Annotated in this window: 16 protein-coding genes and 2 pseudogenes; all 18 read left to right on the top strand. The window is 42.8% G+C overall.

Annotated features, from left to right (window positions below):
• Positions 1–156 precede the first annotated feature (156 nt).
• Positions 157–984: pseudogene (locus tag G9U52_RS41570) on the top strand (S-layer homology domain-containing protein); the annotation flags it as partial.
• A 129-nt stretch (positions 985–1,113) separates the two neighbouring features.
• A pseudogene (locus G9U52_RS39740) lies at positions 1,114–1,536 on the top strand (YjgB family protein); the annotation flags it as partial.
• 171 nt (positions 1,537–1,707) lie between these two features.
• Positions 1,708–2,637 (top strand): carbohydrate ABC transporter permease, encoded by a 930-nt coding sequence (locus G9U52_RS04470; protein WP_166146563.1) that lies wholly within the window; start codon positions 1,708–1,710, stop codon positions 2,635–2,637.
• A 15-nt stretch (positions 2,638–2,652) separates the two neighbouring features.
• Positions 2,653–3,483 (top strand): carbohydrate ABC transporter permease, encoded by an 831-nt coding sequence (locus G9U52_RS04465; RefSeq protein ID WP_166146561.1) that lies wholly within the window; start codon positions 2,653–2,655, stop codon positions 3,481–3,483.
• 37 nt (positions 3,484–3,520) lie between these two features.
• The gene (locus G9U52_RS04460) at positions 3,521–4,891 is read left to right on the top strand and encodes an ABC transporter substrate-binding protein (RefSeq protein ID WP_243767111.1); all 1,371 of its coding nucleotides are present in this window, start codon (positions 3,521–3,523) and stop codon (positions 4,889–4,891) included.
• Positions 4,892–4,962: 71 nt separating this feature from the next.
• Positions 4,963–6,786, top strand: a complete 1,824-nt coding sequence (locus G9U52_RS04455; protein ID WP_166146559.1) for a sensor histidine kinase — start codon at positions 4,963–4,965, stop codon at positions 6,784–6,786.
• A complete protein-coding gene (locus G9U52_RS04450) occupies positions 6,752–8,383 on the top strand; it encodes a helix-turn-helix domain-containing protein (RefSeq protein WP_166146557.1) in 1,632 nt (543 codons plus the stop codon). Before G9U52_RS04455 ends, G9U52_RS04450 begins: the two co-directional genes overlap by 35 nt.
• A gap of 159 nt (positions 8,384–8,542) precedes the next feature.
• A complete protein-coding gene (locus G9U52_RS04445; protein WP_166146554.1) occupies positions 8,543–9,241 on the top strand; it encodes an NAD-dependent epimerase/dehydratase family protein in 699 nt (232 codons plus the stop codon).
• Between the two features lie 77 nt (positions 9,242–9,318).
• Positions 9,319–10,470, top strand: a complete 1,152-nt coding sequence (locus tag G9U52_RS04440; RefSeq protein ID WP_166146551.1) for a serine hydrolase domain-containing protein — start codon at positions 9,319–9,321, stop codon at positions 10,468–10,470.
• Between the two features lie 104 nt (positions 10,471–10,574).
• Positions 10,575–10,721 carry a hypothetical protein gene (locus tag G9U52_RS39140; RefSeq protein ID WP_207952770.1) on the top strand — a complete coding sequence of 49 codons (147 nt, stop codon included), beginning with the start codon at positions 10,575–10,577 and terminating at the stop codon, positions 10,719–10,721.
• On the top strand, positions 10,690–11,010 hold the full coding sequence (locus G9U52_RS04435; protein WP_207952769.1) for an ABC transporter permease family protein: 321 nt from the start codon (positions 10,690–10,692) through the stop codon (positions 11,008–11,010). The genes G9U52_RS39140 and G9U52_RS04435 overlap by 32 nt, the downstream gene beginning before the upstream one ends.
• Before the next feature lie 373 nt (positions 11,011–11,383).
• A complete protein-coding gene (gene thrS, locus G9U52_RS04430; RefSeq protein WP_166146549.1) occupies positions 11,384–13,303 on the top strand; it encodes a threonine--tRNA ligase in 1,920 nt (639 codons plus the stop codon).
• Between the two features lie 237 nt (positions 13,304–13,540).
• A complete protein-coding gene (locus G9U52_RS04425) occupies positions 13,541–13,918 on the top strand; it encodes a hypothetical protein (protein ID WP_243767110.1) in 378 nt (125 codons plus the stop codon).
• 251 nt (positions 13,919–14,169) lie between these two features.
• Positions 14,170–16,836: a PAS domain-containing sensor histidine kinase gene (locus G9U52_RS04420; protein WP_166146547.1), complete on the top strand. Its 2,667-nt coding sequence runs from the start codon at positions 14,170–14,172 to the stop codon at positions 16,834–16,836.
• A gap of 468 nt (positions 16,837–17,304) precedes the next feature.
• The gene (locus G9U52_RS04415) at positions 17,305–17,532 is read left to right on the top strand and encodes a hypothetical protein (protein WP_166146545.1); all 228 of its coding nucleotides are present in this window, start codon (positions 17,305–17,307) and stop codon (positions 17,530–17,532) included.
• Between the two features lie 23 nt (positions 17,533–17,555).
• Entirely contained in the window at positions 17,556–19,154 is a 1,599-nt protein-coding gene (locus tag G9U52_RS04410; RefSeq protein ID WP_166146543.1) for a methyl-accepting chemotaxis protein, read from the top strand.
• Positions 19,155–19,275: 121 nt separating this feature from the next.
• The gene (locus G9U52_RS04405; RefSeq protein ID WP_166146541.1) at positions 19,276–20,481 is read left to right on the top strand and encodes a chemotaxis protein CheA; all 1,206 of its coding nucleotides are present in this window, start codon (positions 19,276–19,278) and stop codon (positions 20,479–20,481) included.
• A 62-nt stretch (positions 20,482–20,543) separates the two neighbouring features.
• Positions 20,544–22,598, top strand: a complete 2,055-nt coding sequence (locus G9U52_RS04400; RefSeq protein ID WP_166146539.1) for a sensor domain-containing protein — start codon at positions 20,544–20,546, stop codon at positions 22,596–22,598.
• Positions 22,599–22,736: the final 138 nt, after the last annotated feature.

Raw genomic sequence — 22,736 nt, 5'->3', positions numbered from 1 at the left:
TCTCCTCCAAAGAATAACAGATAATAAAAGTGTCCATCCGACATTCCATGCCCAATTATGCAGGGGTAGACCGATGTTAGCTGCAACCTTTAATGTAACCTTCACGTTAGTAGATTTGAAAGATACAAATTATAGACCAAGAGGAGAGAAACCATTATGAAAAAAATCGCAACCTTATCGATAGCTTCCTTACTTCTAAGCAGCATGACTTTCAGCACCGCCTTCGCATTCACGGATGTAGGTGAATCACAGGCAGCAGCGGTGAATGCTTTAAAAGACCGCGGGGTCGTGAGTGGCGTGGACAGCGAGCATTTTGTGCCTAAGGGAATCGTTAGCTACGCACAAAGCGTACAGATGATCGTAAAAGGCTTGGACTTGAATCTGGACTTGCTGCGCTTTTTTAAACAGCCCTTGGCCTCGGATACGTATACGAACATCCCTAATGATGCTTGGTATGCAGATGCCTTTATTATTGCCCAATATTCCGGCTTGGACATTCCCAAGGATGTGTTACCCCATGCGACGATTACGCGGGAACAATTCGGGGATTTGCTTGTTCGTGCTTTAGAGAAGAAGGGCGACTTTCCATTAGTGAAAATGTTTATACAGATCAAGGACGAGGATCAAGTGAATATTGATTACCAAGGAACCTTGCAGCGGCTATTGCTTTACAAAATTGCTGCACTGGATCAGGACGGTAAGTTTAATCCTAAAAGCGAGCTCACACGCGGCGAAGCGGCAAGCTGGGTCTATAATGCGATTCGCGTGTTGGAAGCCAATACGCAACAGCCTGCTACACCCGTAGAAGCGGTTTCAGTCACTGTGGACAAGATAAACGCGGATGTAAACCAAGTGACACTCTCTCGAGGTGACAAGCCGAATGCAGGCTACGGTATTGCTATCAGCAGCATCCGATTTGACCAGGCTGGAAAGGCTGTTATCAGCTATACATTAAGCGATCCACAGCCGGATAAGATGTACGCAAATGTGATTACTGAAGCTAAAGCGATCACATATCTTCCAGCCAACTATACAGCCGTAGCTGAGCTTGCTGCTGTTGCTGCTCCAATGCCTGCTCCGGGTACGGCGCCAGCCACTGATATAAGCAAGCAGCTTACTGAGCTAGTTGAGCTTGCCAAGCAAGGGAAAGTGCCAGGAGTCCCGTTTGCCGCGCATACAGGATTGATTGACGACGTAGAGAAAGAGTGGGGGAAGGCCGATCTTCAGGATTCTGAAGGCAAAGGTTTGGTTTATGCAACCTACAACCAGAAAAATGCGGTCATTGGCTTTAACAAGGGCAGCCAAATATTCGACGTTCGCTCCAGCCAGCCTAATTTACAGGAGCTAACCCTCCAGCAAATTGAGCAAGCTTTAGGAAAAGCGGATGACATGAAACTAAACCTAGACGACAAGATCTATATTTACCAGGTCAATGAGCAATTCCAGCTTAAGTTTATTATCCCAGGGTCAACGGGCAAAGTGAAGCATATTTCCGTCATTTCTCCGCAGGATGCAGTTAATCTAATGGCTGAGTAATTAGCTGGACTTTATGAAAGCTGAAGGAGAACCACAATGCGACTAATCCTCGTATTGTGGTTCTTTTGTATGTATAAGTCATTTTTTTTTCAAAAAAGTCAACTTCGTTTCTTATGTGGGTACGTACGGCTGGGTACAATATATTTAGAAAAATCAACAAAGAGGTGGCTTATGAAACCGCAGATGGTATCACAGCAAAGTCCGAAACGCCGTGGGTTATCCCGCCAACAATGGGTGGAGACACTTACAGGTTATGTCTTTATAGGTCCTATGGTTCTTGGATTATGCGTGCTTACGCTTTTCCCGATTATTGCTTCTTTATTGCTCAGCTTTACGGATTGGAATTTTGTTGCGGGCTTCAGCAAAACAAAGTTTGTCGGCTTTGATAATTTTACGAATTTATTTTCGGATAGCCTTTTTATTACGTCATTTGTAAACAACATTATTTTTATGCTAGTGGTGCCGATCACTTTGGGTGTTTCATTGGTACTGGCGGTAATCATCAACAAGAAGGTGTACTTCAAGGATTTTTTCAAGGTCGTCTATTTTATGCCTTATATATCCAGTGTTGTAGCGGTTGCTATAGTATTCCAGGTGCTTTTCCATCCGACTTATGGGCCTGTCAATCAAACACTGATGTCATTGGGATTTGCCAATCCACCGCAATGGCTGGCTGATCCGACATTCGCCCTATATTCGGTAATGGCGATTATGATCTGGATTGGTGTTGGCTATAATCTGATTATTTATATTGCAGGGCTGCAATCCATTCCGAAGGATCTATATGAAGCCGCAGATATAGATGGCGCTAGTCCATGGAAGCAGTTTATGAAGATTACCCTTCCGCTGCTTTCACCCACATCCTTTTTTCTGCTGGTAACGGGGATCATTGGATCGTTCAAAGCATTTGACGTTATTGCCGTTTTAACCAAAGGGGGGCCGGCAAATTCTACATCCGTTATGGTGTATTATTTATATGAAACAGCATTTATCAAATTAAAAACAGGTTATGCCTCATCAATGGCGGTTATTTTGCTCCTTTGTGTGCTGTTAATAACGCTAATCCAATGGTACGGGCAACGTAAATGGGTGAATTACTAGGAGGTGAAATGGAGAATGGCCGCGCGAGAATCTTTAGTGAAAGTACTAATTACAATAATTATGGCCGTATTCGGCCTGATGTTTTTACTGCCATTTTTATGGATGCTAACCTCTTCTTTTAAACCTGAAGTTGATGTCTTTAAATATCCGATAGAATGGATTCCGAGTACTTGGAACGCTGTAAGCAACTACACACAAGTATGGGCCAAATCGGATTTTCCGATCTATTACTGGAATTCCATTAAGATAGCGGTATCCACAACGGCTTTGTCCGTTATGTTCTCCTGCATGGCCGCATACGGATTTTCCAAAGTGAATTTCAAGGGGCGGGAAGCCATCTTTATTCTGGTGCTCGTCATTTATATGGTGCCGCACCAAGCGATTCTTGTACCCCAATTTTTAATCTATAAATGGATTGGATTGTTCGATAATCACTTTGGCCTAATCTTATTAAACAGCTTCAGTGTATTGGGAACTTTCTTGCTTCGTCAGTTTTTTATTGGCATCAACAATGAATATTTGGAATCAGCACGCATGGACGGAGCCGGACATTTCCGCAGCTTCTTCTCGATTGCACTGCCTCTTGTCCGTCCTGCGATTGCGACTTACGCGATTCTTCGTTTTATATGGACGTGGAATGATTACCAGAATCCGCTTATCTTCTTGAGAACCAAATCATTATTCACTCTGCAGCTCGGAATCAATTCCTTTGCTGATATGAACGGTGATTTCTATTCCCTGATTATGGCGGCTGCGGTTTCAGCTATTCTTCCGTTATTGATTGTATTTATCGCAGGTCAAAAAAATGTAATCGAAGGTATAGCTATGGGTGGGGTTAAGGGTTAGCATTTAACATAAAAACGATGAATTCAGGAGGATAACAATGAAACAGATGAGAAACATGAAAAAGTGGTCTACAACAATCGTGAGTGCTTTATTAGTAACTGCACTTGCAACCGGATGTGCCAGCCAGGGTGACTCTGGTACAGCGTCGACAACAGACAAGGCGGGAGCTACAGCCAAAACAACAACGATTAAGCTACACACCTGGTACACAGAGGAGGCTGGTAATTGGAACAAAACCATTGCCGAATTTGAAAAGAAAAATCCGGATATCAAGGTAGAGTTTGTAGGCCTGTCCGAAAAAAATGATTCCCAGGAAGGTCTGAAAAAGCTGGATTTGCTGGCTGCCTCAGGAGAAGACCTTGATGTGATCATGTTCTCCAATGCCGCTTACATGTCTCAACGCGCAAGTATCGGTCTGCTTGAGCCCATGGATGAGATGATTAAAAAGGAAGGCATTACACCAAAAGACGAATACAAAATAGATACAAGCGTTGACGGCAAATATTATGCATTACCGGGCAAATATATCGAATATTTGGTATTGCTGAACAAACAGATGCTTGATGATGCCAAGCTTCCGGTTCCTACAGACTGGACCTGGGCAGAATATATGGACTACGCCAAGAAGCTCACCAAAGGAGATGGACCTTCCAAGCAATATGGAACCTATCTGCACAACAACTGGGCGGAATATTATACATTGGCGTTGCTTAATCATCCTACCGATAATACCATCCTGAAAAAAGATGGATCCTCCAATTTGGACAGCCCGCTTGTAAAGAAATCACTTGAAATGCGCTACCAGATGGAGAATACGGATAAATCCTCCGTACCTTTTGCAGAAATTATTTCTCAAAAAATGAATTACCGTAATGTATACTTCGGCCAAAAGGCAGCCATGCTAATGCAAGGTAACTACATGGTGCCAGAGGTTGCTGGAACGGAGAAAGTGCCTGCTACTTTCAAAACGGCATTTGCCCTTTATCCCAAAAATGAAGCCAGCGATCCGGCGGGTTTGACAGCTGTAAACTCCGACTTCCTAACTATTGCGGCGAATTCGAAAAATAAAGAAGCTGCTTATAAATTCATTCGCTGGTACAGCACAGAAGGCATCGAAGTACAAGGAAAGTTCTTCTCTCCTTGGAAAAAAGCAGACATCAATAAAATTGTTGACAATATATTGGCGCAAGCCAAGAATCCTGAGATGGTTGACAAAGAATCGTTGATTCGTGTATTATCCAGTTCTAAGGGTGCCGATTTCACAGTGCCAAAGGACTATTATGAGGAAGCCAGAACCTTATATTTCACAGAGGTTGAGAAGTTCTTGCTCGGCAAGCAGGATGTGGACACTGCTATTAAGATAGCTAAGGATAATGTTCAAAAAGTAATTAATGCCAATAAAAAATAATACGGAATTACAGGAGGGAACCCAGTGGGTTCTCTCCTCTTTTGCATCGTGCCCGGCTTGGAGGAGTAAGGATGAATCGCTTGCGTCGTTTGTTTCGAAGACTTTCCATAAGGCAGAAGCTGATGGCTTCGGTTGCCATTTGTTTACTCTTGCCCGGATTGATTGCTGTAAACATCTCCAATTATTTAACAAAGGATGTCCTTCAGGAAACTGCGCAGAAAACAGCCTCAGAAGCTTTTGGGGTCGTAGACCTGTATATGTCCAACATGTTCAGCAACATGATGGATGTCACTAACTTGATTCAATTTGATGATGAATTGGCTCCTCTTTTGAAAGAACTTGGAAAACTGGATGCTACAGATGATTTGAACAATTGGGTTCTTGATGGGCAAAAGGTGACCAGAAGGCTGGAGCGCATGGTCTATGAGAAGGATTCCATGTACATTTCCATCCTCCTTCCTAACGGGCGATACTTCTCCAACCATACGTTGGATTTATCACCATCTGATATAATGAATGAACCATGGTTTGCACAGACCCAACAGCTCAAAGGCTATGATATCTTATGGTTGGGAACCCACAATACTTATTTTAAATCAAGGGCACAGGAAAGCCCTTATTTAATTACGATTTTGCGTCCCCTTAGAACCGCTTCGTTAACCTATGGATATGTGGTGATAAGCATTGAGGAAAAGCAAGTGCGCCAGGTGCTGCAAAAATATGCGACAACCCAAGAGTTCGCTTTGTTGAATAAGGATGGCCGCATCATGGCACACCGAAATCAAGCTCAAATAGGGGATGTTTTTCCATTCCAAGGGCTGCCCAACCAAGGAGAGGTCAAACAGGTAGAATTGGATGAAAAACAGTTTTTTTTATTAAGCAAGCCTGTCTTATCCTCGGGATGGCAATTAGTTAGCCTAACACCCTATGAGACTGCTATCGGCAAGATCAGCGACATCCGGCAGAAAGACTTTATTGTTCAACTGTTCTATGTGCTGTCATTTGCGCTGGTGCTTCTATATTTGTTAGACCAGCTAATGAAACCGGTCATTCGGATCAGCCGTGTATCAGCTAAAGTAGAGGAGGGTGATCTGGAGGTGCGGTCTCACGTGCGCGGGGACAACGAAATCGGTCGATTGGGTCATGCCTTTGACCGGATGCTTGACCGGATCGAATCGATGATTGAACAAATTACTCGTGAGCAGCAAAAGAAGCGTATGGCGGAGCTGAGTATGCTACAAGCGCAGATCAACCCACATTTTTTGTTTAATATCCTAAATTCAATCCGCATGAAAATTATGCTGAAGGGCGACGAGGAGAACGCGGATCTGCTTGGTTCATTGTCCACACTGCTGCGCATGACGATTAACAGGAACAATGAATGGATTCCGCTGCATGAAGAGGTCAATATTATCGAACAATATATCAAGCTACTCAACTTTCGTAGTAAAGAAACGATTGTTCTGGAGTTAAAGCTTGCTTCCGATACATTATTAGAGGAAGTACCCCGGTTTCTGATCCAGCCATTGATAGAGAACTCTTATATTCACGGATTGAAGCAAAAAAGCGGGACGATAAGTATTCAAGCTTGGAAAAATTCTGCTGAAACGTTATATATCATAGTAGAAGATAACGGGATAGGGATGGACAAGGCGCAAAAAAAGCTGCTTATAGCGAGCTTGGATGGAGCTGAAGGAAATTCTTCGCACAGCAGTGATGCGGGCTTGTCAGGGATTGGGCTCTATAATGTGATAGAGCGGTTAAGAATGATTTATCGGGATCAATTTGACTTCAATATCGATAGTATACCCGGTGAAGGAACGAAAGTGACGATCCAATTGAAGAGGGCGGTGAATAAGCATGGGACACCTACTGAAGGCGATTATAGTGGATGACGATTTGCCAGTGCTGGATTTTTTGACTGCACTCATTCCGTGGAAGGAATGCGGCTTCGAATTGGTTGGCGCTTTTGATTCCCCCATTGCGGCATTACAGCATGTGGAGTTAGAAAAGCCTGATTTGATAGTTACGGATATCGGTATGCCTGAGATGAATGGAATTGAGCTTCTAAGATCGGTGAAATCCCATTATCCTTCGATTAGAGCTGTCATCCTGTCTTGTCATGATGACTTCCATTATGCCCAGCAGGCAGTAAAGCTTCATTTGGATGAGTATATTCTAAAGGAGAGTATGAAACCGCAGGTTATTAAGGATCTGCTGATCAGGCTGGCACAAGATATTAGAACGGAGCAGACTGCGAAGAAGGAAAACTTCCGATTGAAATCCGGGGCCGAGCACAGCAAAGCATTGATGAAGCAGGGCTTCATCAGGTCGATACTGCAGTATCCTATTATGAATGTGGATACAATGAATTCACAGGCGGCGGAATTCGGAATCCGTCTGGAACAAGGTCTATACCTTCCCGTAATTGGGTATATCAATCGGTATCAAGAGGCAGTGACTAGATTTATATCGGAAGATTTACTTGTGTTCGCTGTGGAGAACATCGTGGAGGAGGTTTTGAAAGAGAATAATGAAGGGATAAGCTTCCGCTATGAAGGAGACCGCTTCTTCCTGTTGTTCCCCTATGCCAAGTTCATTCATACCTACAACGAGGCTCAGCTGGAGGCTATACTGAACCGGATATGTCGGGTAATCCAGAAATATATCAAGGTTATGGTATCCTTTGTTATCGGTGAGCCGACAACCCATGTATTTGAGCTAAAGGAACATTTGCAAGAGCTGTTGAAGTCATTGGGGCATCGCTTTTTTTTGCCAGAAACTTCTGTGATATGGTTGAAGGATGTGTTGCCTTATCAAGCAGGAATTAGAGAGCTTGATTATCATTTTGCGCAAGCCTCAGACGAATTTCGGCAGGTCATTTTCGAAGAAAATTTGGAGCAGGTTCCGCAGGTGGTCAGACTATGGATGGAACGTGTTCGGGCAAACCGCTATCATCCGGAGCTGGTTAAAGAATGGCTATTAAATATTTTGCTAGAGATCCAGATGAAGCTGAAATCCTTGCAGCAATTTCAAACGACTTTTTCCTCGGAGGTGCTCCATCATACCTTGTCCCAGATTCATTCCATCCATCATTTGGAGGCGTGGCTCATTGGTTTTATGACGGAAAAAATCATGCAAGTAGGACATATCAATAGCCTTTCCAAAAGGATGGAGATTCTGGCCTGCCACTCCTATGTGGAGACTAATCTGCACAGGAAATTGTCACAGGAGGAGATGGCGGCGTATTTACACCTAAATCCGAGCTATTTTAGCCGTTTGTTCAAAAAAGAAACCGGAGAAACTTTTATTGAATATGTAACACGTATCAAAATGGAGGCCGCCAAAAAGTGGCTGAATACATCAAACAAGTCGGTGGAAGAAATTGCCGAAATGCTTGGCTTTGACAATAAAAGCTACTTCTTGAAGGTATTCAAGACTTATACAGGAATGGGACCGAATGATTACCGGATGAGCTCGGGAGTTGTGTAGTAAAGAGTTGACCACAAGACGGGCTGGACTCGCTTGTGGTTTTTTTGAATTGACATTAACTGAACGATCGATTATTATAGTCAAACGCAGGATTTTAGCATTGTGCCCTATTCCTGAGGTTACAGCAAATTTATTCCAATAAGGGAGAATGAAGCTTCCATGCATATAAAGCGTATTGAGAATCATAGGGAAACCCATAAAATCAATGTTATTATTACCGGTGCCACTGGAATGGTAGGGGAAGGGGTGTTGCATGAATGCCTTTTACATGCCGATGTGGAACGCATATTGGTGATCAACCGTAAGCCATGTGGCGTGCAGCATCCCAAATTAACGGAAATTGTGCATCCTGATCTTTTTGATTTATCATCGATTGAATCACAACTGGAAGGCTATAATGCCTGCTTCTTTTGCCTCGGTGTATCGTCGGTAGGTATGGATGAGGCTAAATATAGCAGGATAACCTACGATTTAACGCTATATATAGCAGGCCTCGTGTCCAGTGTAAATCCAGGGATGGTTTTTTGTTATGTGACTGGGACCGGGACAGATAGTACTGAGCAGGGGAAAAGTATGTGGGCGCGTGTCAAAGGGAAAACAGAAAACCAGCTTCTAAAGCTGCCTTTCAAAAGAGCTTATATGTTCCGTCCCGGTTATATCCATCCCATTAAGGGGTTGAAAAACATGCATCGCTATTATGCCGCATTTACCTGGCTATATCCAGTGCTGCGCCGGCTTCTACCCAAGCATGTTATTACATTGAGTGAACTGGGCAAAGCTATGATTGATCTTGTCAACCATGAGTATGAGTCCAACATTTTGGAGAGTAAGGATATGGTCAAGATCGCTCAACGTTGAAAGATTTTGAATTCATTGCTTGAAGTATGTATGTTACACTAAGGAGGGAAGATAACGATTTGGAAGGGGCTGGGAGAATGGATCGGTTTCAACGTTTAACTCCGCTACTTAAGAGCTTTATGGAAAAAGGACCTGCTGGATGTGCTTGCACTGTTGTCAAAAACGGAGAAGTGTTATACGAGGAAAGCTTCGGGTATGCAGATTTGGCCAATCATAAAAAGATAGGCGCAGATACGATTTATCGGATTTATTCGATGAGCAAGGTGGTTACCTGCGCAGCGGCGCTAATGCTTTATGAAAAAGGGCTTTATCTGCTGAACGATCCGGTGGAAGCTTACTTACCGGAATTTAAGGATATATCGGTATACAGCTATAATGAGCTTGGTTCAAGAACTGTAGCTTCCGCTTCAGGATCGATACGGATCAAGGATTTATTCACCATGTCCTCGGGGCTTACTTATGGTGGGGAGCTAACAGAAACCGAAAGGCAAACTCGTACCCTTATGCAAAATGCGGTTTCAACGATGGATATGAGAGCGCTTTCCAAAGCGCTCGCTACCGTTCCGCTTGCTTTTGAACCCGGTACCCATTGGAAGTACGGTACAAGCCATGATGTCCTGGCAGCTTTGATCGAGGTGTTATCCGGTGAAAGCTTCGGCGAATTTTTACGGAAGGAAATTTTTGAACCACTCCAGATGGTTGATACCTCCTTTCGGATCGCCGAGGAAAAGCGCGACCGCCTATGCTTGATGTATGACCGTGCAGAAGATGGCAAGCTGACGCTTAATACGAACATGGACGCCCCTTATCAGCCAGGATGCAGCTATGAGAGCGGTGGAGGCGGGCTATTATCAACAATCGGTGATTACAGCCGGTTTGCGCAGGCATTGGCGCGGGGCGGTGAGCTTGCGGGGGCACGGATTCTTAGCCCGAAGACGATCCAATTGATGGGAACCAATCATTTGGGGCCACAGCAGCTCAAGGATTTCAATTGGACACAAATGAGTGGCTATGGCTATGGTTTGGGAGTCCGTGTCATGATGGATCCAGCAGCCGGGGGGATCAACGGCTCAATCGGCGAATTTGGCTGGGCCGGTCTAGCCGGGTCTTGGGTGTTAATTGATCCATTGGAGCAATTGTCTGTGGTTTACATGCAGCAAATGCTGCCAAGCCTGGAGCCGTACATTCATCCGCGGATGCGCGCTGTTATTTATGGAGCGCTGAAGTGAAATCGGAGCGCTTGTGAATGATTTACCTATATTTACCTAAACCTTGCTTGGCTATAAGCCATTCAAGGTTTTTTTGCTGATTTTAAGAGCGAGGGAGGATTGGAATGAGGACTTTTACCAAAAGCAGCGCATTATTGATTATGACATTACCCGGCTTGATTTTATTGATTGCTTTCCATTACTTGCCGATTGGCGAAGATGTACCAGACCACGATTTTATTGCCCTATTTTCTGTCTTGGATTGCAGTTAGCTACCTGTTCTATGGATTTCTGAGTGTCGATTGTATTGTTTATCTCTCTTCGATTACGGGAATTGATCCGGATTATTATGAAGCCGCCGCGCTTGACGGCGCATCGAAATGGGTTCCGCTGAATGCCGGTGCATTGTTTGACGTCACCAATGTCATCGAGACCTACGTGTACCGTGCCTTGATCAATAGTGGTGATATCGGGATGTCCTCAGCCGCGAGCACGTTCCAGGCGTTTGTTGGTTTTGCCTTGGTGAATATAGGCAAAAAATGTGTGGCACCTCGCAATTGAATGGTTAATATGTTATAATACCGACAATCATAAATTAAGCGTTGATCAAAGACATGATTTCCAATGCGAACTGTCCAGAGAGAGAAGCTCAGGCTGAAAGCTTCTCCAGTTATCGGTTGTGTTTTTACCCCTTTGTAGCTGTGGCGTTGAACCCGATGATTTGTTTTCGCGGCATTATACGGCACCGTTTTATCCCCGTTATCGGATACCAATGAGGATCTTGCATCTGCTTACCTTGGCGAAAAGCTGAGGAATGACATGAGGTAGGTCGAATTAGGGTGGAACCACGAGTCGAACGCACTCGTCCCTTTCTGGGCGAGCTGCGTTTTTTTGTGTTCAAATTAATGGAATAATTAGGAATGGAGGCTAAATTATGGAGATCAATGTAACGTTGCCGGATGGAACAATTAGGAGGTATCGACAAGGAACGACAATCGAACAAGTAGCGGAATCGATTAGTACGGGCTTAAGGAAAAATGCCGTAGCAGGCAAAATAAACGGCAAGCTGCTTGATCTTAACCATCAGATTGAGCATGATAGCCACATGGAACTAATTATGTTGGATAGTAAAGACGGACTTAACCTATACAGGCATAGCACAGCGCATGTGATGGCTCAGGCGATTAAACGGATCTATGGGGATAAGGCAGTGAAGCTGGGGATTGGTCCGGTCATCGAAGATGGATTTTATTATGACATCGATATCGAGCAGCCGCTATCCAGTGATGACCTTGGCGCCATTGAGCAAGCCATGGCAGTTATTATCCAAGAGAACCTGCCTATTGTCCGGCGGGTCGTCAGTCGGGCAGAAGCGTTGAACATATTCGAGGAGCTTGAGGATGCTTTGAAATTGGAGCTTATACGTGACCTCCCAGTCGATGCCGTTATTACGATTTATGACCAAGGTGAATTTTTTGACTTATGCCGCGGGCCGCATCTTCCCTCTACAGGTCGTATCAAAGCATTCAAGCTGTTGAGTGTGGCGGGCGCCTACTGGCGTGGAAACTCTAATAATAAGATGCTGCAGCGCATTTACGGAACTTCTTTTCCGAAGAAAGCCCAGCTTGAGGAGCATTTGCACTTTCTGGAGGAAGCCAAAAAGCGTGACCACCGTAAGCTTGGCAAAGAACTTGAATTGTTTATGTTCTCTGAGGAAGCACCGGGGATGCCCTTCTTTTTGCCAAAGGCGATGGCGATCCGCAATGAGCTTGAAAACTTCGCCCGTGAATTGCAGAGGCAGCGGGATTACGACGAGGTTCGTACACCACTGATGATGAATAATCGGATTTGGGAGCAATCCGGGCATTGGGAGCACTACAAGGACAATATGTATTTTACGAACGTGGACGAAACGAAATTTGCTCTTAAGCCTATGAATTGCCCGGGACATATGCTTATTTTCAAAAACAGTCTGCATTCCTATCGAGAGCTGCCGATCCGCCTTGCGGAATTTGGGCAAGTACATCGCCATGAATTTTCCGGTGCGCTTAATGGTATGATGCGAGTTCGTACATTTTGCCAGGATGACGCCCACCTGTTCGTGTTGCCGGAGCAGATTGAGGATGAAATTGGGCGTATCATTGAGCTAATTGGGCATATTTATCAAGTATTTGGTTTTGAATATAAGATCGAGCTGTCCACACGTCCCGAGGATTCAATGGGCTCAGAGGAGCTATGGAACCAAGCCGAGCAGTCTTTACAGAATGTACTGGAAAATCGAGGTATTGAATACCGGGTCAATGAAGGCGATGGAGCCTTTTACGGCCCCAAGATCGATTTTCATATTTTAGATGCGCTTAAACGAAGTTGGCAGTGTGGGACGATCCAACTGGATTTCCAGATGCCCGAAAAATTTGACCTTACTTATATAGGCGAGGATAACCAAAAGCACCGGCCGGTCGTTATACATCGTGCTGTTTATGGGTCGATTGACCGCTTTATGGGGATTTTAACCGAGCACTTTGCCGGTGCCTTTCCCCTGTGGCTGGCACCCGTCCAAGCAAAGCTATTGCCTGTTTCGGAGCACTATATCGATTATGCCTACGAAGTGAAGAAGTCGTTGGAGGCAGCCGGGATTCGGGTTGAAGTCGATGTGCGCAATGAAAAACTCGGGTACAAAATTCGTGAAGCCCAGCTTAAAAAATCACCCTATATGCTCGTGGTTGGCGAAAATGAGAAAAATTCCGCCAGTGTGTCTGTGAGAAAACGTGGTGAAGGCGATCTGGGTTCAAAAAGTATCGTGGATATTATATCGCAAATAAATGAGGAAATTCATGACAAGCAATTAAGCTGATACCTATTTGTTTTAGTGCTTTGTCATAATGGAAAAACGGTTCCGGAGGTAGGCCTCCCCGCCCAAAAGGTGCACCAACAGAGCGAAATGATGAAGTGTCTTGGTCTTATTCGAGCACGCCGTTCCGATTCCAGTCTACCCGTGATCGCCCTCCAATTCTTGGTCATGAACTTGGAGCGATGACTACGGGTTTTTCTTTTTCCTTTTTTTCATTAATCAGGAAGGGAGGAATGAACGATGATAAGAAGGATACAAGCAACTCTAGTATTTCCCCACCTAACAGTATTCTCTGAGGAAAACTTCCGTGGAGCCAGTCGTATTTTCAGAGGCAATCTTGGTATCCGCAGCACAGAATCTATCCTGGACGGAGCAGAAAGTCTGCGTTTTTTCTCTACCAGCCAGAATGCAACGCTTGTCGTGTTTACGAGAAAAAATTTCAAAGGTAATTTTATCGTGTACAGAGGCAATCGCAACTTGCGGGATCTCGATGATCTTATACGCGGAAACGATGTCGAATCTTTAATTTCTTTCAATCAACTTTACCCAGAGGGTTCCGCCGCATTTGACAGTGGATCTGGAGGCTTTTTCTTTGGGACTGGGTCCTGGTCTGGCTAATACTGCTATGAATCCACAAGCTTGATACAGACGAGGCAACTGCTGGGATATTGTATTGCTCCACAAGAATCGTTTTTTTTCGGCCACATGAAGGATCATGTAAAGAGTCTTCCGTTACCCTGCTGCGACTCACACCCGTAACTGAGAAATCCATGTCCACCAATTATGTAACTTTCGATTGATAGACATTTATTTAGCTAGTGTTAGAATGGTAGTACCAAAAATTTATTTTATGCGAAATGAGGATAGGGATGCTACCATCTAGTATAGATCAGCTGGGCAGGGAGCTGTCTCAGCTTAGACTGCACTTCGAGCATATTTTTAATAACATTGACGTAGCTATTTGGTCTTTAGAACCTCTATCCAATCATTTGACCGTATCTGCGGGCTATAAGAAACTGTTCGGATATTCACAGGAGGAGTTTAACCGCAATGAAAACCTGTGGAAGGAGCTGATCTACGTTGAAGATATCGGCTTGGTCGAGGATCAATTCGTCTTATTAATTTCCGGGCAATCGAGTACCGTTGAGCATCGGCTGGTTCTTCATAACGGTGAAATAAGATGGGTTCAATCTATTGGTACACCTGTGTTGGATAGCCAAGGCAAGGTTATTAGAATTAACGGAGTTGTGCTCGACATTACAGCGCGAAAAACGGTGGAAGAAGCTTTAAATCATAGTGAACAAAGGTATAAATCTTTATTCGAGTACAATTCCCACCTGATTTGCGAAATAGATCTTAATGGAACTATTATTTCTATTAATCGGGCTACCGAAGACCTTGCCGGCTTTTCCCTCCAACATTCCTGGGTCGAGCTTTTTGGGATTCAAGATGTACAGCGATTAAGTGAATTTCTTGAAAAAGCTAAGCAAGGATTGCCGCAAAATTATGAGACTTCCTCCTGTCACAAAAACGGAAAATTGTTTTACTGGGACATTAAGCAAGTACCCATCTATATCAATAATGAAATAGTAGGTGTATTTGCTATTTGTAGAGATATCACTTCGCAAAAATCAACCGAGAAAGCGCTGGCTACCAGTCAATGCAAATACAGATTGATAACTGAAAATATGTCTGATTTAATTGGGGTGGTGGATATTGAGGGTAATCTGCTTCATATTTCTAATCTAGCACTTGGCTTTGAGAGCGAATCGATAATCGGCACTTCAGGATTTGATTATATTCATCCTGAGGATCTTGATTATGTTCAAATCGAATTTGCTGAGATTATGAAGAATCAAACCAATAAGCTTATACAATGTCGCTTAGTCCATGCTGATGGACACACCATTCATACGGATGCCATGTTTTCACCTGTTATGGGAGATGATGGAGAAGTCATTCTAGTTGTGATAGTGGCTAGAGATATCAATGAAAAAGTTACAATGGAAAAGGAGCTTGAAGAAAGTGAAGAACGTTACAGGAGATTGGTCGAACTTTCGCCGAGAGCGATTTTCGTTCATGATCATTATAAATATACTTACGTAAATCCTGCGGGTCTTTCCCTATATGGTGCATCTAGTTTAGAGGATATAATTGGCAAGTCCGTATTTGATAATATCCATCCCGATGATAAAGTGAAGGTAGCAATACGATTGAAAGATGTGTATGAGCGATCAACGACCAGCCCTCTTGTTCAGCAAAAAATCATTCGTTTTGATGGAACGATCATTGATGTTGATTCGATAGCGACTTCTCTTCCCTCTAAGGGAAGAAATGCGGGCCTTACCATGATGGGTGATATTACGGAACGAAAAAAAGCAGAAGATGACCGCAAACAAGCGGAGCAAATGATTCGCGAGAGTGAAGAGCTTTATTATCTTTTACAGACAAGCCTGGATCGTTTTTCTCATGACCTCTTTTCAGTTATGAAAATAAGTGAAGTAGAGTGGAGACTAATTAAAGAGGTTCGAGAGATAACTGGAGCTGAAAAAGTAAGTATTCTGATTGTGGACCATAACAACAAGATATGGGTTACAAACGGAGATGACAGGCTTTCAAGTAAGCTTTTGCAGGACATCATGGAGCTTAATCCTAAAGATCTTCCCATATGTGAAATTATCACAATGCCAGATGCTTACTTAATCAAGATAGGAGAGTTTCGTGGACTAGGTTATTTCCTATGTATGGATGAGCAATCTGCATGCTTACATATCACTGCCCAAAGAGTGTGGCTTAAAACCATCACCCGTTATGTCAGTGTATTATATGATAATTTTCGGATTATCGAGGATTTGACCAAGGATCTGGAGCAGCTTGCAACCCATCAGATAGCGCCCTCTTGGCTATTACGTCTTTTGTTTAGCATATCCGAAAATGAAAGAAAACGATTGTCACAAGATTTGCACGATTCCGCTCTTCAAGAGCAGATCATCTGGTATCGTATACTGGATCAAATTTCTACGGATCTATCGGTTCCTAAACATTTTCGGGAGCACTTGCAGCAGGTTACGCAAGGCTTACTGGATGTCATCTATCAAATACGTATCACTTGTAATGAACTCAGGCCGCCAATGCTGAAGGAGGAAGGGATTGTATCTTCTCTTCAAGCACTTTTTGATTTAACTCAATTGCGTACCAACTTTTGCATACATTTTGATAGCGGCGATTTTCAACATAGTTTAACTGACGATTTATTAATAGGGGTGTACCGTATTGTACAGGAGCTTCTGGCTAATGCCAGTAAACATTCTAATTCCTCTAGGGTGCAAGTTAAGCTTTCGAGCCAACAGGACAAAATTTTACTGACTTACGAAGACAACGGGATTGGTATGGAATTAAGCCAGATGGAGGACTCGTTTAACAGCATGGGTGTTTATGGAATGAAGGAAAGGGTTCGCAGTCTGAATGGACGCATTAGTTTTCAGTCGGCACCTGACAATGGCTTTGCCGTATTCATTTCAATCCCCATACATTAGATAACTAAGAACTATTAATCACAATCGAGGTGTTGGAAATGATTCGAATTTTATTGCCAAGCAGATAATAACGATATCTTCGGATGTGGCGTAGCCAAGGGGAAAAGCAATAAAGAAATTGCAGCAATCGTTTTTAAAGAGCCAAAGGTCCTTGGAATATTGCCTAACCAATCTCTTTCAGAAATTACATATAAAATCGCGGATTAAGGCTACCATCAAGGCTAAGGAAATGGACTTACTGACAGATTCTGATTTTATAAAATCTTAATTTCTAACTATTTGCTAGCCTGATCATTCTGTCTAACCACTGGACGAGGTCGGGTTATTTGGCATGATTACTTAAATTCAACATTCGATAAAATCCCGCAAATTTCTTTGCGCAACCCCGCCGAACTTTTTCGGTTACGTGTAATAGATTACGACTTAATATAGATAGTACTAAAGAACTAATGTTAGGGGGAAATTAAGTTGAAACCATTATTAAGAACTTACAACCGAATGGAAAGAATGAAGGTTCTTGATTATGAGTTGGGATTGATATTGGGGGTTCCGTTGTCGGAAACTACTGCCCAATTAAATGCAATGTCAACAGAGGAGCTAGTCAGTTTTACTGATGACTTGATGAGGATTAGAGTTTATATTCATAATATGAATAGTAATCCTGAACAAGAAACTAAAGAAAAGCAGGTCAAATAAAACAAATATAAGGGGAATGACCTATGCAATGGTTTTATAATATGAAAACGGCGGTGAAATTAATATCCGCCTTTATTCTGATTGCTATAATTGTGGCTTTTGTCGGATTCTACGGACTTACAAATATGAGTACAACCAATGATGAGCTGTCGAAAATGTATGACAATAATTTAATACCGATCAGCGAACTATCCAATGCGCTACTCCTTTTTCAACAAATCAAAGTTGATGTTAGAGATATGAATACGATGGCAAAAACTAAAGCAGAGAATGATAAATATAAGGATACTATATTAGGCAATAGGAAAGAAATTGAGACCCGGATTGATACATACAGTAAGACTCGTTTAACTACAGAGGAGCAAGATATGCTGAGGAATTTCACTCTTAAATGGCAGGCTAACAATAAATTGTTGGATCAAGCTATGCAGATGAATGCTGAGAATATAAGCCCGGAGCAGTTTACGGAATTTCTATTAATAGGTGGTTTTAAGCAAAGTAATGATGAAATCGCAGTTATTTTGAATAATTTAATTGCACTTAATATTAAGCTTGCCAATCAATTGGATAAAGACACGGATGTTGCCTATGAAAGCTCTCGGAATATTACCTTGGTGATCATTCTAGTTTCACTAATTATCAGTGTTGGCTTAGGTTACTTAATCTCCCAGATGATCGCACGTCCTTTAATCCGTGTTGTGGCATTAGTAAGTAAAGTAGCGGGCGGTGACTTAAGAGAAACCATAGAGATCGACTCGAATGATGAGGTAGGTCAATTAGCGAGAGCTGTTAATGCAATGATTCTAAGATTAAGAACTACTGTAAGCGGTATTATGGCTTCCTCGCAAAGCGTCGCTGCTGCTGCTCAACAAATTTCGGCCAGCGCCGAGGAAGTAGCCAGTGGCAGTATGAGCCAAGCTAATGATGCTCAAATGATGAATGAGTTGTTTAAAGAATTATCCACCGCTATAAATTCAGTGGCGCGAAATGCGGAGCAAGCCTCGGAATTGTCTGATAAGACCATGGGTATTGCCCAAGAGGGAAGTGCGGTAGTTCGCATTTCCATTGAAGGCATGAGTCGTGTCAATCAGCAAGTGTCCCGACTCGAAGAGGATTCCAACAAAATCGGGGAGATTATCGATGTCATTGACGATATTGCCGATCAGACGAATCTGCTAGCATTGAATGCAGCCATTGAGGCGGCTCGTGCGGGGGATCAAGGACGGGGGTTTGCAGTTGTTGCAGATGAGGTTCGCAAATTGGCTGAACGCAGCAGCGAAGCTACGAAGAAAATTACTGCGATTATTAAAGGCATGCAAACCAATACACAGCAAAGTGTAAAAGCAGTAGGTGAAGGAGTTATTGCATCACAGAAAACAGGTGAATCCTTTGAGAATATCGTCAAGATGGTTAATGAATCCGCACAGAAAGTAACTGAAATAGCGGCTGCAAGCGAGGAACAAGCTGCTCAATCCACGGAGATGCTGACTTCGATCGAGAGTATTTCGGCTGCTTCTGAGGAAGCGGCCGCAAGCACCGAGGAAACAGCAACGACGGCCCAATCTCTTGCCCAGCTTGCTGAGGAATTGAATGATGCAGTATCCGTTTTTAAAGTGAATTAAGTCACGATTTGAGCAGGAACAATATGTCGAATTTGGCATCGAAAATGGAACACTATGCGATACGCATTCAGGATATTCATGAAATCATAAAAATTAAGGATATTACCCAAATTCCAAATGTATGGTCCTGTGTAAAGAAATCTATTTCGTCTTGGCTGCTTTTTCCGACTTACAGCCGCCGTCGACATATGTGGGTGGTATTGATGAACTGGTTATCGACCAGGCACGCATTCATCAGGTGGAACAAACCCAAAGAAAACATAGGGTCGGTGAAACCGTGAACGAGCTTGCTCAAATTTCCGACCATCTTTCGATGATTATTGGAGAGCTGCAGGAAAGTGTGATGAAGGCGAGGATGCTGCCGATTGACCAGCTATTCAACCGCTTCCCACGTTTGATCCGAGATTTGTCGAGAGATTTGGATAAAGACATTGAATTGGTTATAGAAGGAAAAGAAACCGAGCTCGACCGCACCTTGATTGAGGAAATTGCCGATCCCCTCATTCATTTGATCCGCAATGCGGTTGACCATGGGATCGAAAATCCGGAGAAAAGAGAACAATCCGGCAAAGCCCGCAAAGGAACCCTGAAAATTAGAGCGGCTCATGAAGATAATCAGGTTGTGATCTATGTGGAGGATGACGGGGCAGGTATTGACCCTGAACAAATAAAAAAATCTGCCTTGCAAAAAGGCGTCATTGGAATTGAAGAAGCTAAGCAGCTTAGCGATTTAGAGGCGATTGAGCTGATATTTCGCCCAGGGTTTTCTACAGCGGCCACAGTAAGCGATGTTTCAGGACGTGGGGTTGGGATGGACATTGTACGAAGCCATATTGAAAAGCTGAATGGGCTGATCGATATCGAAACTAAGCAAGGTCAAGGAACCCAATTTAAAATCAAGCTTCCTCTTACACTTGCCATTATCGACGGTTTGTTGGTAAAGCTTCATAAACAAACATTTATTATTCCGATGAGCAACATTGCCGAGATTGTTAGAGTGACTCACAATGAAATACAAACCGTAAGAGGGGCTCAGGTTATATTGCTGCGCAACAAGGTGATCCCGGTGGCTTGGATCCACGACCATTTTCAACTGCCCAAAATGCTGACTGGCAAAAATAATCCCTTAGTTATTGTAGGCTCGGCGGAAAAACGGATTGCTCTAGCTGTGGATGGATTGATCGGCAATCAGGAGATTGTTATCAAATCATTAGGGTCTTACATTGGCAAGGTAGATGGAATCGCGGGCTCGACCATTTTGGGTGATGGGAAAGTGGCATTGATATTGGATGCATCAGGAATTATTAGTAAAATGACCGAAAAATAAGATGGAAATGCAAGGTCTAATAGGGTTATATTTCACGATTTTTCGATGGGAGAGGTTTCTTCATGAATGTTGTCGAGCTTCCTTTTTATAGAAACATGTTTCAAACCCTCATTGACAATGCACCTGTTGGCATTTATGTCATAGAAGACGGTGCTTTTTCCTATGTAAATACTAAGTATTCTCATCTATTTGGATATGAAAGACAGGATTTTGCACTAGGCCTGATTTCTATTGAAAAAATTGTTCACCCGGATGATTTTGCTATAGTACAAAATAATATGAAGAAAAGATTATTGGGAGACAAGGAAGAAGCTCATTATAAAATCAGGAGTTTTCATAAAAACGGCAGCTTAATCTATACGGAAATGCACACAACAGCTATGGAGATTAGCGGAAAAATAATAGTATTTGGTAGTGTTATTGATAGTACTGAACAAGTGTTGGCACAACAGCAGCTCCAAGAAAGCAAGGAACGATATAAATCGTTGTTTGATAATAGCCCGAATGCCATATTTTCTTTTGATGACCTGGGAAAATTCCTTTGCGTAAATGCGTCTAGCGAACAGATCACTGGTTACTCTGAAGATGAATTATTGAACATGCACTTTACACCCCTTATTATTTCTGAGGATATTCCCCAAGCAACGAAAAATTTTATAGATGCAAAAAAAGGAATATCAAGCAATTCTGATCTCGCTATTACTCGAAAAGATGGTAAGAAGATACATTTAAATGTAATTCAATTCCCTATGAAGGTGAATGGAGAAATTGTCGGCTCCTATGGGGTAGCAAGGGACATCACACAGAAAATAGAGTATGACCAACAAATGGAACAATTCGCCTTTTATGACCCTCTGACAAAACTCCCAAATAGGAAGTTGTTCGAAGACCGCTTGGGACAGGTGATTAACTTTTCAAAAGAAGGTCGAAATCACTTTGCTGTGTTATTTATCGATTTAGACCGCTTTAAGTTTATTAATGACTCCTTTGGACATCAGTTGGGCGATGAGTTTCTGAAGCTGGTATCCGAACGGCTGCAGCTGAGTTTACGTAAAGTAGATACCTTGAGTAGATTAGGCGGCGATGAATTCACGATCCTGTTGCCCGATATCTCGGAAGAAGAGGTTATCCGATTTGCAGAGCATGTCAATCATATGTTGACTGAACCTTTTCAATTAGAAGGCCACTCCGTTACGATTTCAGCCAGTATAGGGATAGCTTTGGGCAAAGGGAAAGAAAATGGTGCTCAGGAGTTAATCCGGCATGCAGATATAGCTATGTACCATTCAAAAAAAAACAAAAAAAATACGTATGCCATTTATTCCAAAGAAATGGATATAACAACCACCTATAACCTTACAATTGAACGAGACCTAAAGTTTGCTATACCAAATAAGGAGTTGGAACTATACTACCAGCCAATCGTAGATTTGAAAAATGGACAGCTAAAAGCAATGGAAGCTTTAATTCGGTGGCACCACCCTGAGTTAGGCCTGATTCCACCGAGTGATTTTATCCCCATTGCCGAAGAAAGCGGACAAATTATTAAGATCGGAGCTTGGGTACTTCAAACTGCATGCAGCCAGTGGAAACAATGGGAGGCGGCAGGAATCCCTCCTTTTAAACTAGCGGTCAATATTTCTACCAAACAATTACAGTGTGATAGCTTTGTTGATTCTGTCATTCATATACTTGTAGAAACAGGTTTCCAACCAACGTGGCTAGAGCTTGAAGTCACAGAAAGTATATTACTAGATGACGTAGTTGTTATTAAAGAAAGTCTCATGAGGCTAAAACAATTAGGTATTTCGATATCTATAGATGATTTTGGTACAGGGTATACCTCATTAAGCTATCTCCGCCAATATCCATTTGATAAAGTGAAAATTGATCGCAGCTTCATTGATGATATAAGTCGAGATATGAATGGTAAGCGAATTGCATCTGCTATCATATCATTAGCCCACAACTTAAATATGAGTGTTGTTGCTGAAGGGATTGAGCATGATATGGAGTTCCAATATTTAATGGAAGAAAATTGTGATGAGGGACAAGGATATTTCTTCAGCCGTCCTTTGCCGCCCCATTTACTTCAACTCTTCTTGCACCAGCAATAAAGGAAGGATAAGAATTAGCCACACATACCTTTGGTTTCCGAGGCACTTTTAGTTAGCACTACCACGATTGTTGGCGTTGATGCCGGCAGTCGTGGTATTTTTGCTATTTAAAAGAGAATCAAAGTGCTGATGTTTCAT

The organism is Paenibacillus agricola, assembly GCF_011440305.1.
GTDB lineage: Bacteria > Bacillota > Bacilli > Paenibacillales > NBRC-103111 > Paenibacillus_S > Paenibacillus_S agricola.
The sequence above is the reverse complement of the archived record's forward strand: the minus strand, read 5'-3'. Positions and strand labels throughout refer to the sequence as shown.

Coding starts and splice junctions, on each gene's coding strand:
- G9U52_RS04470 (WP_166146563.1), top strand. CDS start 1,708: ATGAAACCGCAGATGGTATCACAGCAAAGTCCGAAACGCCGTGGGTTA.
- G9U52_RS04465 (WP_166146561.1), top strand. CDS start 2,653: ATGGCCGCGCGAGAATCTTTAGTGAAAGTACTAATTACAATAATTATG.
- G9U52_RS04460 (WP_243767111.1), top strand. CDS start 3,521: ATGAAACAGATGAGAAACATGAAAAAGTGGTCTACAACAATCGTGAGT.
- G9U52_RS04455 (WP_166146559.1), top strand. CDS start 4,963: ATGAATCGCTTGCGTCGTTTGTTTCGAAGACTTTCCATAAGGCAGAAG.
- G9U52_RS04450 (WP_166146557.1), top strand. CDS start 6,752: ATGGGACACCTACTGAAGGCGATTATAGTGGATGACGATTTGCCAGTG.
- G9U52_RS04445 (WP_166146554.1), top strand. CDS start 8,543: ATGCATATAAAGCGTATTGAGAATCATAGGGAAACCCATAAAATCAAT.
- G9U52_RS04440 (WP_166146551.1), top strand. CDS start 9,319: ATGGATCGGTTTCAACGTTTAACTCCGCTACTTAAGAGCTTTATGGAA.
- G9U52_RS39140 (WP_207952770.1), top strand. CDS start 10,575: ATGAGGACTTTTACCAAAAGCAGCGCATTATTGATTATGACATTACCC.
- thrS (WP_166146549.1), top strand. CDS start 11,384: ATGGAGATCAATGTAACGTTGCCGGATGGAACAATTAGGAGGTATCGA.
- G9U52_RS04425 (WP_243767110.1), top strand. CDS start 13,541: ATGATAAGAAGGATACAAGCAACTCTAGTATTTCCCCACCTAACAGTA.
- G9U52_RS04420 (WP_166146547.1), top strand. CDS start 14,170: ATGCTACCATCTAGTATAGATCAGCTGGGCAGGGAGCTGTCTCAGCTT.
- G9U52_RS04410 (WP_166146543.1), top strand. CDS start 17,556: ATGCAATGGTTTTATAATATGAAAACGGCGGTGAAATTAATATCCGCC.
- G9U52_RS04405 (WP_166146541.1), top strand. CDS start 19,276: ATGGTCCTGTGTAAAGAAATCTATTTCGTCTTGGCTGCTTTTTCCGAC.
- G9U52_RS04400 (WP_166146539.1), top strand. CDS start 20,544: ATGAATGTTGTCGAGCTTCCTTTTTATAGAAACATGTTTCAAACCCTC.